The 13,184-nt window shown below is 69.0% G+C and carries 9 protein-coding genes; 6 read left to right on the forward strand and 3 right to left on the reverse strand.

Going from position 1 to position 13,184, the window contains the following annotated elements; genetic code table 11:
- The first annotated feature begins 60 nt into the window (after nucleotides 1-60).
- On the forward strand, nucleotides 61-4,905 hold the full coding sequence (locus PQI07_RS03825) for an NAD-glutamate dehydrogenase (protein ID WP_274926073.1): 4,845 nt from the start codon (nucleotides 61-63) through the stop codon (nucleotides 4,903-4,905).
- 4 nt (nucleotides 4,906-4,909) lie between these two features.
- On the opposite strand, the gene PQI07_RS03830 is transcribed toward PQI07_RS03825, so the two are convergent.
- Together PQI07_RS03830 and PQI07_RS03835 are read right to left on the reverse strand one after the other, a co-directional pair.
- Nucleotides 4,910-6,085: an MFS transporter gene (locus tag PQI07_RS03830; RefSeq protein WP_274927679.1), complete on the reverse strand. Its 1,176-nt coding sequence runs from the start codon at nucleotides 6,083-6,085 to the stop codon at nucleotides 4,910-4,912.
- 829 nt (nucleotides 6,086-6,914) lie between these two features.
- Nucleotides 6,915-7,433, reverse strand: a complete 519-nt coding sequence (locus tag PQI07_RS03835) for a Ros/MucR family transcriptional regulator (protein WP_274926074.1) — start codon at nucleotides 7,431-7,433, stop codon at nucleotides 6,915-6,917.
- Between the two features lie 305 nt (nucleotides 7,434-7,738).
- On the opposite strand from PQI07_RS03835, the gene PQI07_RS03840 reads away from it, so the two are divergent.
- The gene (locus PQI07_RS03840) at nucleotides 7,739-9,553 is read left to right on the forward strand and encodes an outer membrane beta-barrel protein (protein WP_274926075.1); all 1,815 of its coding nucleotides are present in this window, start codon (nucleotides 7,739-7,741) and stop codon (nucleotides 9,551-9,553) included.
- 95 nt (nucleotides 9,554-9,648) lie between these two features.
- On the opposite strand, the gene PQI07_RS03845 is transcribed toward PQI07_RS03840, so the two are convergent.
- A complete protein-coding gene (locus PQI07_RS03845; protein ID WP_274926076.1) occupies nucleotides 9,649-10,140 on the reverse strand; it encodes a nucleoside deaminase in 492 nt (163 codons plus the stop codon).
- A gap of 143 nt (nucleotides 10,141-10,283) precedes the next feature.
- Here PQI07_RS03845 and PQI07_RS03850 point away from each other — a divergent pair, with 143 nt between their 5' ends.
- The 4 genes from PQI07_RS03850 to rsmD all read left to right on the forward strand — a co-directional run bounded on the left by PQI07_RS03850 (nucleotide 10,284) and on the right by rsmD (nucleotide 13,178).
- Entirely contained in the window at nucleotides 10,284-10,475 is a 192-nt protein-coding gene (locus PQI07_RS03850; RefSeq protein WP_043754943.1) for a CsbD family protein, read from the forward strand.
- A gap of 77 nt (nucleotides 10,476-10,552) precedes the next feature.
- Nucleotides 10,553-10,729 (forward strand): DUF1328 domain-containing protein, encoded by a 177-nt coding sequence (locus PQI07_RS03855; protein WP_043348682.1) that lies wholly within the window; start codon nucleotides 10,553-10,555, stop codon nucleotides 10,727-10,729.
- 119 nt (nucleotides 10,730-10,848) lie between these two features.
- Nucleotides 10,849-12,624 (forward strand): pseudouridine synthase, encoded by a 1,776-nt coding sequence (locus PQI07_RS03860; protein WP_075381494.1) that lies wholly within the window; start codon nucleotides 10,849-10,851, stop codon nucleotides 12,622-12,624.
- Nucleotides 12,621-13,178: a 16S rRNA (guanine(966)-N(2))-methyltransferase RsmD gene (gene rsmD, locus PQI07_RS03865; RefSeq protein ID WP_075381493.1), complete on the forward strand. Its 558-nt coding sequence runs from the start codon at nucleotides 12,621-12,623 to the stop codon at nucleotides 13,176-13,178. Before PQI07_RS03860 ends, rsmD begins: the two co-directional genes overlap by 4 nt.
- Nucleotides 13,179-13,184 lie beyond the last annotated feature (6 nt).

Here is a 13,184-nt window from a genome sequence, read left to right on the forward strand (position 1 = left end):
TCGACACGGCGGAAGACGCTGCTATCGCTTGGGCGAGTTACCCGGTTCGGGAGACGCGCGATGACACTCGAAACCGCCACGGCCTTGTCTTCCTCGGAGCAGAAGACGGCCCGAACGGGACTGATCGAGGCGGCCGCCGACATCGTGACCGAGCAGGGCGGACCGGGCGGCTTCGTGCGCGACCTGTTCGGCCGCGTGACACCGGAGGATCTGGCCTCCTACGACGCGGGGACTCTCGCCGATCTTGCCGCGCGCGCCCGTGCCTTCCTGGCTGAGCCGCGCCGGCCCGGTGAACCGGCACGGTTGCGCCTCAGCGAGGGGGCCCTCGTCCGCGGTGGCCGGGCGCGCGAGATGACGATCCTCGAAGTCGTCAACGACAACCGGCCCTTCCTCCTCGACTCGACCCTCGCCGAACTGACCGAGCAGGGCCTGTCCCCGCACCTCGTCGCGCACCCGATTCTCGGCATCGAGCGGGATGGCGGCGGCGGTCTGATACGGGTCGTCGGCGAAACGACGGCCGATGCCCAGGGCAGCCTGGCGCGCGAGAGCTTCATCCACATCCACCTCGACCGGCTGGCGGCCGAGGCCGGCGAGCGGCTGCTGGACGCCCTCGCGGCGGTCTACCGGGACGTCGCTCTGGCGACCGACGATCACGACGCCATGCTGGCGCGCGTGGCGGAACTCGCGACCGATCTCGGCCGCGCCCCGACGCCGATGCCCGAAAGCGAGACCGAGGAAGCACGCGCTTTTCTGGAGTGGCTGACAGAGGGCCAGTTCCTGCTCCTCGGCATGCAGCAGCACGGTATCGACGGTGAGGGGCATCCCCTGGTCGAGGGGTCGAGCCTCGGCGTGCTGCGCGATCCCGGCGCCACGCCCCTGCGCCGGGGCCGGACCCCCGTGGACTACACCCCCGAAATCCTCGCCTTCCTGGAGGAGCCGCAGCCCCTCATCATCACGAAGGCGAGTGTGAAATCCCGCGTCCACCGCTCGGCCTTCCTGGACTATGTGGGCGTCAAGCTCTTCTCCGGGCTCGGGAAGCTGTCCGGTGAGGTGCGGATCGTCGGCCTGTTCACAGCGTCGGCCTATACCAGCCCCGCCCGCGAGGTTCCGGTCCTGCGCCGGAAGGTGGAGGCGGTGGTCCAGCGCGCCGGTCTCGACCCGACGAGCCATGCCGGGCGAAGCCTCCTCGCGGTACTGGAGAGCTATCCGCGCGACGATCTGTTCCAGATCGACATCGAGCGGCTCTACCGGTTCACCCTGGCCATCGCAGCCCTGGCCGACAGGCCGCGGGTGCGCGTGCTCTCGCGCCCGGACCGGTTCGGCCGCTTCGTGTCGCTCCTCGTCTACGTTCCGAAGGACCGCTACGATTCTGCGGTCCGAGGCCGGATCGGCACCTATCTCGCCGAGGCCTATGGCGGCCGGCTGAGTGCCGCCCACCCGGACTATCCGGAGGGCTCCCTCGCCCGGATCCACTACATCATCGGCCTGTCCGACACGGGCAGCCCGGAGCAGGACCCAGCGGCCCTCGAAGCCGGCATCACCGCCCTGGTCCGGACCTGGGGCGACGCATTGCGCGAGGCGCTCGCGGAGGCTCACGGCGGCGACCAGGCGCGCATGCTGGCCGCCCGCTACGGCGATGCGTTCTCGGCCGCCTACCGGGACAATTTCCAACCGGAGGTCGCAGTCGCCGACGTGGCGATCCTCGAGCGCCTCGGCGACAGCCAGCCGCGGGCCGTGCAGCTCGGCCGCCGACAGAGCGACTCGGCCGCGCAGGTCCGGCTGAAGGTCTTCTCGCGGGGCGCCGCCATCGCCTTGTCCGACCGGGTGCCCGGCCTGGAGAATCTCGGCTTCCGCGTCATCAACGAGCGCACCTATCGGGTCGTGCCGACAGGGGTCGAAGACGGCGCCCGAATCTGGCTGCACGACATGCTGATCGAGCGCGCCACCGGTGTCGCGATCGATCTCGACGCCCTGGAACGGCCTCTCGAGGCTGCGATGCTCGCCATCGCCGACGGAGCCGCGGAATCCGATGGCTACAACCGCCTCGTCCTCGAAGCCGCCCTCCTCTGGCGGGAGGCCGCCCTCCTCCGGGCGCTCGGTCGCTACCTGCGTCAGCTGCGCATCCGGTACGGACAGGACTATCTCGCCGGTACGCTGAGCCGGCATGCCGGGATCACGCGGGACATCGTCGCCCTGTTCCGCGCCCGGTTCGATCCGGCACTCGTCGGAGACAGGGCCGCCCGAGAGGCCGGGATACGCGCCTGCATCGAGACCGCGCTCGCCGAGGTCACCAGCCTCGACGACGACCGGATCCTGCGCCGGTTTGTGAACCTCGTCGAGGCCGCGGTACGGACCAACTTCTTCCAGAGCGGTGCCGACGGCCATCCCCGCGAGACGATCAGCTTCAAGTTCGCCTGCGCCCGGGTGACGGCGATGCCGCTGCCGAGGCCCCTCTTCGAGATTTTCGTCTACGCCCCCCGCGTCGAGGGCGTGCACCTGCGCTTCGGCTATGTCGCCCGCGGCGGCCTGCGCTGGTCCGACCGGCCGGAGGATTTTCGCACCGAAATCCTCGGGCTGGTGAAGGCTCAGCAGGTGAAGAACGCCGTGATCGTGCCGGTGGGCGCCAAGGGCGGCTTCTTCCCGAAGCGCCTGCCCCCGGCGTCAGACCGCGCTGCCTGGATGCAGGAGGGCACCGAAAGCTACCGGATCTTCATCCGGACCCTTCTGGAACTCACCGACAACATCGTCGACAACGCCATCGTGCCGCCGCCGGACACGGTGCGGCACGATCCCGATGACGCCTATCTCGTGGTCGCCGCCGACAAGGGCACCGCCACGTTTTCGGACATCGCCAACGCGCTTTCCCTCGAGAAGGGTCACTGGCTGGGTGACGCCTTCGCGTCCGGCGGCAGCCAGGGCTACGACCACAAGGGCATGGGCATCACCGCCCGCGGCGCCTGGGAGGCCGTGCGCCGGCATTTCCGCGAGATCGACGTGGACGTGCAGACCGATCCGATCGCCACGGTCGGCGTAGGCGACATGTCGGGGGACGTGTTCGGCAACGGCATGCTGCTCTCGAAAAGCATCCGCCTCATCGCCGCCTTCGACCACCGCGACATTTTCCTCGATCCGGACCCGGATGCGGCCACGAGCTTCGTCGAGCGGCGGCGGCTGTTCGATCTGGGGCGGTCCTCCTGGGCGGATTACGACAAGAGCCTGATCTCGGAGGGCGGCGGCGTGTTCTCGCGCAGCCTGAAGACGATCCCGCTCTCCGCGGCGGTCCGGGCCGCCCTCGGTTTCGACCGCGCCGAGGCGACGCCGACCGAACTGATGCAGGCGATCCTGCGGGCGCCGGCCGACCTCCTGTGGTTCGGCGGTATCGGAACCTATGTTCGCGCGACCACCGAGACCGACGAGGATGCCGGCGATCGCGCTAACGACGCCGTCCGGATCACCGGGGCGGAGCTGCGCGCGAAGGTCGTCGGCGAAGGTGCCAATCTCGGCCTGACGCAGCGCGGACGAATCGAGGCGGCGCGCGCGGGCGTCCGGCTGAACACCGACGCCATCGACAACTCCGCCGGCGTGAACACCTCGGATGTCGAGGTGAACATCAAGATCGCCCTCATGACGCCGGAGCGGGACGGCCGGCTGAGCTACGAGGCGCGCAACGCCCTGCTCGCCGATATGACCGACGAGGTCGGACGTCTGGTCCTCCGCAACAACGAGTTGCAGACGCTCGCCCTGTCGCTCGCCCAGCGCGGCGGACTCGGCGAGACCGGCTTCGCCGTGCGGACCATGCAGGCGCTGGAGGCGGAAGGCCGCCTCGACCGGACGGTGGAGTTTCTTCCCGACGACGCGACGCTCGCCGAACGCATGCGCCGGAACGAGGGCCTGACCCGGCCGGAATACGCGGTGCTGCTCGCCTACGCGAAGCTGTCTCTGCACGACGCCATCCTCGACAGCACCGTGCCGAACGATCCCTATTTCGACCGGGAGCTGCAGCGCTACTTCCCGAAGGCCCTGCGCGAGCGCTTCCCGGACGCCGTGAAGGCACACCGCTTGCGCCGCGAGATCATCGCCACGGCGCTCGCCAACATCATCGTCAACCGCGGCGGGCCCTCGCTGGTGACACGGCTCGTGGACGGCACCGGCGCCGACGCCGCGATCATCGCCAAGGCCTACGCGATGACCCGGGACGCCTTCGGGCTGATGGAGCTGAACCTTGCCATCGACGGTCTGGCGGGCCGCGTTTCGGGGCAGGAGCAGCTCGATCTCTATGCGGAGGTGCAGGATCTGCTGCTGAACCGGATCGTCTGGTTCATCCGCAACCTCGATCTGAGCGGAGGGCTCGCCCCCATGGTCGCCCGCTACCGGGACGGCATTGCCGCGGTCGAGGCGGCTCTGCCCGAGGTCCTCGGGGATGAGGCCCGCGCAGCCATCGACGCCCGCGAGGCGGAACTGACGGGGCACGGCATGGCCCCGGCCCAGGCCCGGCGGCTGGCCTCGCTCACCGCGCTCGGATCCGCACCCGATGTCGTCCGCGTCGCAGAGGCGAGTGGCCGACCGGTCGCGGAGGTGGCCGCGACCCATTTCGCCCTGGAGCATGCCTTCCGGCTCGACGATCTGGCGGCTGCGGCGCGGACTGTGCCGGTGGCCGACACGTTCGACCGCGTCGCGCTGGAGCGCGCGGTCGCCGGCATCGCCGCTGCCCATCGCAAACTCACCGCAGAGGTGGTGGCGGATCTGGGCGCTGGCCCCGACGCGGTGGAGGCTTGGGTGAAGGCGCGCGGCGCTCCGCTGGCCCGGATCCGCGACGCGGTGGACGCGATCGGTGCGTCCGGCCTCACCGTCTCCAAGGCGACCGTGGCCGCCAGCCTGCTGGGCGACCTCGTTCGGGCCGACTGATTGTTCAGGCCCCGGGCGCGGAAGCCGACGCAACTTCGTGGCGACGGCGGCTGACCGCGGTGAGGACCAAGCCGAGCCCAGCGAGGGACATCGCCGCGGCGATCAACGGAAGCTCGCGGTAGCTCGCGCCGAGGGTCAGAGCGGTACCACCGATCCAGGCGCCGACGGCATTGCCGAGGTTGAATGCGCCCTGGTTGAGCGTGGAGGCGAGGTTCGGCGCATCGGTCGCGGCTTCGACAACCCAGATCTGCAGCGGCGAAACCAGCGCGAAGACGAGTCCTGACCAGAGGACCATCACGGGAACGGTCAGAACGGGATCGTGCGCGACGGCCGCCAGGGCCAGCAAGGCGGCCACGATGCCGAGGAAGCTGCCGATGATCGTCGCCATCGGACTCCGATCGGCAAGATGACCGCCGGCGAGGTTGCCGATGGTCAGGCCCAGTCCGGCCGAAAACAGCACACCCGTCACGCCACGCGGAGAGAAGCCGGACATCCCGGTCAGGAACGGTGTGATGTAGGTGAATACGGTGAAGAAGCTCACCGACGACAGGGTCGAGATCAGCATCGGCCGCAAGACCGGCCAGCGGCCGAGCGCCCTGAACTCGCTGGCGAGACGGCCACGCGTTCCCGGAAGGCCGGTGGGCACACAGAGCTGGATCGCGAGGCCGGCCGCGAGGCCGATCGCCACCACCGCCCAGAAGGTCGACCGCCATCCCGCGACCTGGCCGAGGGCGGTCCCCAGGGGCACACCCAGCACGTTGGCAAGCGTCAGGCCCGCGAACATCAGCGAAACCGCCTGCGTGCGCCTCTCTCGCGGCACGAGGTCCCGCGCCACCACCGCGCCGATTCCGAAGAACGCGCCGTGGGCGAAGGCGGTCAGGATGCGCGCCGTCATCAGCAAGGCGTAGCTCGGTGCCAACGCGCAGCCGAGATTTCCTGCCAGGAAGACGGCCATCAGCGCGAGAAGCGCGGTCTTGCGCGGCAGGCCCGCGGTGGCGATCGCCACGATCGGCGCCCCCACGACCACGCCCATGGCATAGCCCGACACCAGATAGCCGGCCTGCGGGATGGTGACACCGAAGCTCTGCGCCACCTCCGGAAGCAGGCCCATGATGACGAACTCGGTGGTGCCGATCCCAAACGAGGCGACGGCAAGGGCGAGGATCGGCAGAGGCAGCACGGCAAAGTCCTTCGGCACGGGCAAGATCCGATGGTGCAGAGCAGCATCGCAGCGCGTCAGCGATTGGATAGCGCCGTTGACGCGGCGCACACTTGCGCGACGCGCAGAGAGCCCGCCGGTGCGGATCGGCCTGGCCGGAGCGGAGGAGCAGGGAGTTCCCGGTGGATGGGGGCGCGGGAACACGGGTCGCTGCGGCTGGGATGCCGCACCTGCGGCTCACCCGCGCCGCGAGCTTCCGGATGGCCGGAGCCGCCTTCGATCAGGTCGAGACAGCGCCAGCCCAGCGCCGCGCTTGGCCTAGGCGTCCGTCGGAACGTGAAGTGGAGATTGCCTCGTCCGGCGCCCCGGCGCCTGTCTTGCGAGGCCAGAAGTCGCGGCGTGACCGGAGACCACCCCCGAGTGCGGCCGCGGCAATCGATCGGTGGGATCGGCTTAAAGACGATGGAGGCCAAGTAGGCCTGAACCGAGGCAGTGTCGAAGCAACGACACCGCCTCGTTGAGCCGAGGTCATTACAACACTGTCTTCGCAGACGTCAGCATCGCAAGTCAGGTAGGTAGACGGGTCCTGGCCGCGGGGGCCGCCCGAGCTGCGGGACGCGTCCAACGTGACTGAGCGATCCGGGCCACGAGATCCATCGTGCCTGAGCCTAAGTGGCACCGGCGGACATCGAGAGTCGAAGTCGCCGGCCCAGCGGAGCCACGCCAGCGCAGAAGGCAAGACTCCACCCAGCCAATCGAGCGAGGTAATCTGTGCGGCAAGCCGCTCAGTAGTCTTGTGTCATCGCCCGACACATTGATCGCAATGGATCGTTTCCGTCGATTCGGCCGACTACTCCGCCACGACCTTTTTCCGCCCGCGCGGCTTGGAAGCAGGCGCGACCACGGCTTCCGGTGTCGGCGCCGGCGCTGGCGCTGGCGCTGGCGCCCCGACGTTCTTGCGGCGCTGCTGCCCGAGGCCCAGAGCCCGAGCCAGCTCGGAGCGTTGGGCGGAGTAGCTTGCAGCGGTCATGGGATAGTCCCGCGGCAAGCCCCACTTCTCACGGTAGGCCTCGGGCGTCAGACCTCGCAACGTAAGGTGACGGCGAAGCGTCTTGTACGGCTTCCCGTCCTCGAAGCTGATGATATGATCCGCCGTGACCGACTTGCGGATCTGGGACGGGCTCATCTTTTCAACGGGCGAATTCGCGGCACGACTTTGAGTTGTCAAACCACTCAATGCCGCATGGATGCCGCCAATCAACCCGGGAAGCTCCGAAGCCGGCACGGAATTGTTCGACACATAAGCCGCCACGATATCTACCGTGAGATCGACCGACGGGCTGTGCTCGTTAGCTGCGCTGTCACTCACGATAAACTCCATGAGTACAAATCACCAAGTCGATCAATCCAGGTCGGATGCGATCGAATTCATCATAACGATAGCAGAGTATACAAAAAATCTCAATCATAATTGCGGAGGCGCGGAGAGATCGAAACCGCGCGGCGTCGATGCCAGGGGGATGCCAGGGGATGTCAGGGCGATGCCGTCGTTGACCGGGCATTAACCATGCCGTCGCTAGGGTTCGTTAACCATGCCGGCGACCCGTTTCTGGGCGGCATGATCGATGACCTTCGGACTTCGGTGCCGGAGATGTGGGCGGAGACCGGGATCAGGTGCGGACGGCGGCTGACCGGCGGAAACGGCAGAACTCGCGGCTGGCCGTCGCGGCGCTGAGCTTAACGCTCGCGACGCCGGCGCTGGCTCAACGCTTCGACGCGACGAGTCCCGTCACGGGTCAGCCCGACAATCCCGGCATCGGGCAGGAGGCGGCGCCGAACGGCCTGCCAGCCCTCAAGCGGAGCATCCCTGACGGCCTGACCCGCGATTCAGGACGCAGCTCGCTCGGCGGGGACACGACGGGCGGCGAGCAAACCGGAGGCGACAGCCTTCGGTCCCCGCTGTCGCCTCCGATACCGCGACAGACGCTGGGCCAGCCCGGCCAGTCTCAGCTCGACACTCGGATCACGACGGGCGGCCGGCGGACCGGCGGAAGCTCGACGGCTCCGGCCAACCTCGCCCCTTCGACACTCCTGCGCACCCGAGCCGCTCCCCCCCGGCGGATCGGGTCCGCGACCCGGCGAGTCACCCAGAGCGTGACGCAGGTTCCGCCCCCGGCGCTGCGGTTGTCGCCGGTGGTTCAGCAACCGGTGGTCGGCGTACCGAATCCGTCGACGGTGACGCCGATCCGGCCCCTGTTCCCTCTGCAGGCCATCGGACCGACACTCGGCCTCCTGACGCCGGGCTTCATCCTCGGCACCGACTTGGCGCGCGCGATCCCCACCGATCCAGCCTTCGCGCCCATCGGCTATCAGGTCGGCACCTTCACGGTGCTCCCGACCTTCGCACAGAGCATCGGCTACGACTCGAATCCGGACCAGACCAGCCGGCAGATCGCAAAGGGCTCGGTCGCCCTGCGCACAGACGCCACGGTCGACTTCCGCAGCAACTGGTCCTCGAGTTCCCTACAGGGTTCGCTCAGGGGTTCTTACCTCGAAACGCCGCAGAACGAGGCCGCGAGCCGCCCCGCAGCGGACGGCACCGTGCGCCTGCGGATCGACGCCAACCGGGATCTGCGCATCGACGCGGAGGGGCGCTTCCTGGTCGACACGCAACGCACGTCGAGCGCCAACCTGCAGGCCCCCGCGGCGACGAGCCGGCCGCTTCTGGCTGTTTACGGCGGGTCGCTGGGCGCCACGGAGACGTTCAACCGTCTGTCGGTGACTCTGCGCGGGTCGATCGACCGGTCGGAGTTCGACAATGCCCGCTTGGCCAATGGGACGACCATCAATCAGTCCGACCGGAACTTGAATCAGTACAGTCTCCAATTGCGCACGGCCTACGAGGTCAACCCCGATTTCAGCCCATTCATCGACCTCCTCGGCGACACCCGTGTCTACGATCAGCGGTTCGACCTGACGGGTGTGCGCCGGGATTCGGACGGCATCGCGCTCGCGTTCGGCACGAGCATCGGGCTCGCGCGCTCCGTGACGGGTGAGATCTCGGCCGGCATCCAGCATCGGACCTACGTCGACCCGACCCTCCGCGACATCAATGCGCCGTTGCTCAACGCGGCCCTAGTCTGGGCCGCAAGCCCGCTCACCACCGTCCGGCTCACCGCCGCGACGGGCGTCACCGAGACGACGATCCCGGGCTCCAGCGGCGTGCTGACCGAGGTCGCAACGCTGGAAGTGCAGCACGATCTCCTGCGCAACCTGTCGATCGTCCTGGGCGGATCCTACCTCCGCAACGATTATCAGAACAGCACCATCCGCGAGAACGGCTTCTCGGCGACCGCGCGCGTCGACTACCACTTCACGCGCTGGCTGACACTGCGAGGCACTTATCTCTACCAGAAATTCGACAGCACCGTCGCCGGATCGAGCTTCCAGGAGAACACGTTCCTGCTCGGATTGCGGGTGAACCCATGAGGCGCCGCTCGCATCGCGATCGTTAGGGCCGGCGTCATCGCCTCGTCTCGCCGCGCCGTCCGAGGCCGTCGAGTCCAGCGCGGCTGATCCGCGGTTCAACCGCGGCGCTGGGCGAAAAAATCCCGGAGCAGGGCCGCGGCTTCACGCTCGCGGAAGCCGCCATAGACCTCCGGCACGTGATGGCAGGTGGGCTGATCGAAGACGCGCGGGCCGTGCTCGACCCCCCCGCCCTTCGGGTCCGACGCGCCGTAATAGAGCCGCCGTATCCGCGCGATGGATATGGCCCCCGCACACATCGGGCACGGTTCCAGCGTGACATAGAGATCGCAGCCGGTGAGGCGTTCCTCACCGAGGACCGCACAGGCTGCCCGGATCGCCAGGATTTCCGCGTGCGCGGTCGGGTCGTTGAGCCGCCGCGGTTGATTATGCGCGACCGCGAGGACGATCCCGTCCCGGACCACCGCGGCGCCGACGGGGACTTCCCCGGCCACGGCAGCGGCGCGGGCGGCTGCGAAAGCGTGGTCCAGTGCGGTCAGCGCTCCGGACGATGGGCGGTCCGGACGGTGGATCGGATCGGAAGCCACCATGCCCTCAAGCCCGGGCCTGCACAGAGGCGCGGCGGCGTCCCGGCCTGATCCTCGTCAATGTTAAGGGCTGGAACATTCGACCGACCGTGACCGTTTCTTGAACCAGTGCGGCATCGCCGCAGGTCGAACAAGAGGACAACGCCATGAGCAGCACCACCGACAAGATCAAGGGCGTCGCCAACGAGGCTCTTGGGAAGGCCAAGCAGGGCATCGGCGACGTGACCAACAACGACAAGCTCAAGGCTGAGGGCGCGGCTCAGGAACTCAAGGGCAAGGCGCAGGGTACGGTCGGCGACGCGAAGAGCGCGGTGAAGTCGGCCACCGACAAGCTCTGAACGTCAAGCACAACCGGAACGGAACCCGCCTCGCGCGGGTTCCAGTCTTGAACTGGACCGGACTAAGCGAGGATGCCATGATCGGCTGGGCTGTCACATTTCTCGTCGTCGCTCTCGTGGCGGCGCTCCTCGGCTTCGGCGGCATCGCCGGAACGGCCATGGAAGCTGCCAAGATCGTCTTCTTCGTGGCGATCGCCCTGTTCCTGATCTCCGCCGTGTTCGGCGTGATGCGCGGTCGCTCACCCCGGATCTGACGGCACACACGCGCATCGATCTTCGAGGCGGTCCCGATGGGCCGCCTTCGTCGTTTCAGCCTCGGCTCAACCGCACGTGCCGTCTCGCCTGTAGAGTGTGGCTCTGATAAGCGGCAGGCATGACCGATCTGCCGAACGACGATAAGCCCGAGGCGGGCGCTGCCCGCCCGGCCCCCGAGTCAAACCAGGGCCAGGGCTGGACCCCGCCGACCGATGCGGGCAGTGCCGCGGACGCCCCTGACGCTCCGAGGAAGCCGACAGCCAAGGCGAAGGCGGGTGCCAAGACTGCGCAGCCGCTGCCGCCGACCCCGACCGAGGACGAAGGCGCTATCGAGACGCCGCCCGGCGAGCGTATCGCCAAGGCTATGGCACGGGCCGGCATCGCCTCACGGCGGGATGCTGAAGCGATGATTCTCGCCGGTCGCGTCAGCGTCAACGGCGAGACGCTGACCTCCCCCGCCCGCAACGTCACCGAGAACGACCGCATCCTGATCGACGGCGAACCGATGCCGTCGCGCGAGCGGAGCCGCCTGTGGATCTTCCACAAGCCTCGGGGGGTGGTGACCACGGCCCGCGATCCCGAGGGTCGCCAGACCGTCTTCGAGGCGCTGCCCGAAGAACTGCCGCGGGTCGTCGCGGTGGGACGCCTCGACATCAACACCGAGGGTCTCCTGCTCCTGACCAACGACGGCGGCTTGGCCAAGGTGATCGCGCATCCCGACACGGGCTGGCTGCGCCGGTACCGGGTCCGTGCGCACGGCGACACCGATCAGGCGCAGCTCGACAGGCTGGCCAAGGGCGTGACCATCGATGGCATGGAATACGGCCCGGTGGAGGCCACCCTCGACCGCGTCCAGGGCGACAACGTCTGGCTGACGCTCGGCCTTCGCGAAGGCAAGAACCGCGAGGTCAAGCGTATCCTTGAGCATCTCGGCCTCTCGGTGAACCGGCTGATCCGGCTGTCCTTCGGCCCGTTCCAGCTGGGCGATCTGGAGGTCGGGCTGGTGGAAGAGGTGCGCACGCGCGTGCTGAAGGACCAGCTCGGCAAGAGCCTCGCCGAACAGGCGGGCGTGGATTTCGACAGCCCGGTCCGGGAACCGATCGCGCCCTTCGGCGAATCGCGACAGTCCGACCGGGAAGCTCGGGCTGCACAACAAGCTCCATCCCGGCGCAATGCTGCGCGTCCGGCACCGACGCCTCGGGTCTCGACGGGCGGTACCGGACCCGGACCCCGCAACTCCGCGTGGCGCGACGAGGACGCGACGAAGCCGCGGGGGACGCGCATCCCCCGCCGCGGTGCGGACCCTCGTGCGGCGCAGGCCGCCGCGGCCGAGCGGGGTCGCGAACGTGTCGGCTCGATCCGCACCGGCGAGCGCCGCGTCGTCGTCGAGCGCCTGACGGCGACGCCTGCGGAGCCAGCGCCCGTCGAGAAGCCGCGGCGCCGCTTTGCCGACAAGGCCGGACAGGAACGGCCGGAGCGCAATGCCGGCCCACGCGGCGAACGCGGCACCGGCGAGTGGAAGCGCCGGGAGACAGGGCGAGACGACCGGCCGCGCGGGGATGCGCGCTTCGAGGATCGCCGCGACGGCAAGGCTGGCGATCGGCGCGAACGCGCATTCGACGCCAAGCCGGCCGACGGAGCGGCCCGAAAGGCCGGTTCGTTCCCGCCCCGGAAACCCGCCGCCGGTGGCGGCAAACCGGCCTTCGGAGGCCCGAAGCCGGGAGGCGCACGTCCCGGTGGATCCCGTCCCGGTGGATCCCGTCCCGGCGGCAAGCCGGGCGGCTTCTCTGGCGGCGCGCCCGGCAAGGGCGGCGGGCGACCGGGTGGTCGTCCCGGTGCCCCGCGCGGCGGAGCCAAGCCCGGCGGTGGCCGACCGCCACGCGGGACGCGATGAGGATCGTCGGTGGCGCTTGGCGGGGCCGCAGGCTCGCCACGCCGCGCACCGAAGCGATCCGGCCGACTTCGGATCGACTCCGGGAATCGCTGTTCAACGTGCTGACCCATGCCTACGAGCAGGCTGTCGAGGGCGCTCAGGTTCTCGACCTGTTTGCCGGGACGGGCGCTCTCGGATTCGAGGCCCTGTCGCGGGGTGCCGCCTACGCGTTGCTCGTCGATGAGGGCGCCGAAGCCCGCGCGGTGATCCGCACCAATATCGAGGCGCTCGGGGCCGAAGGCGTGACGCGCCTGTTCCGTCGGGATGCGACCCGGCTGGGACCTGCCGCCTCGGCGGGCCCATTCTCGCTCGTCTTCTGCGATCCACCCTACGGCAAAGATCTGGCGCCGCGCGCCCTCGAGAGCGCTGCCGCGGGCGGATGGCTCGCCCCTGGGGCTCTTGTCGTGGTCGAGGAGGCCGCAGCCGTCCAGCTGGTCTGGCCCGCAGGCTTCGAATCGGTGGAACGACGCGTCTACGGCGACACGGCGGTGGCGATCGCTCGATTTGGCGCCTGAGCCCCT

This window comes from Methylobacterium sp. 092160098-2, from assembly GCF_028920805.1.
In the GTDB taxonomy this organism is placed as follows: Bacteria; Pseudomonadota; Alphaproteobacteria; order Rhizobiales; family Beijerinckiaceae; genus Methylobacterium; species Methylobacterium fujisawaense.

Bases quoted from the DNA above. Each gene is read 5' to 3' on its own strand.
- PQI07_RS03845 (WP_274926076.1), bottom strand. From the start codon at position 10,140: ATGGTGGCTTCCGATCCGATCCACCGTCCGGACCGCCCATCGTCCGGA.
- PQI07_RS03850 (WP_043754943.1), top strand. From the start codon at position 10,284: ATGAGCAGCACCACCGACAAGATCAAGGGCGTCGCCAACGAGGCTCTT.
- rsmD (WP_075381493.1), top strand. From the start codon at position 12,621: ATGAGGATCGTCGGTGGCGCTTGGCGGGGCCGCAGGCTCGCCACGCCG.
- PQI07_RS03860 (WP_075381494.1), top strand. From the start codon at position 10,849: ATGACCGATCTGCCGAACGACGATAAGCCCGAGGCGGGCGCTGCCCGC.
- PQI07_RS03825 (WP_274926073.1), top strand. From the start codon at position 61: ATGACACTCGAAACCGCCACGGCCTTGTCTTCCTCGGAGCAGAAGACG.
- PQI07_RS03855 (WP_043348682.1), top strand. From the start codon at position 10,553: ATGATCGGCTGGGCTGTCACATTTCTCGTCGTCGCTCTCGTGGCGGCG.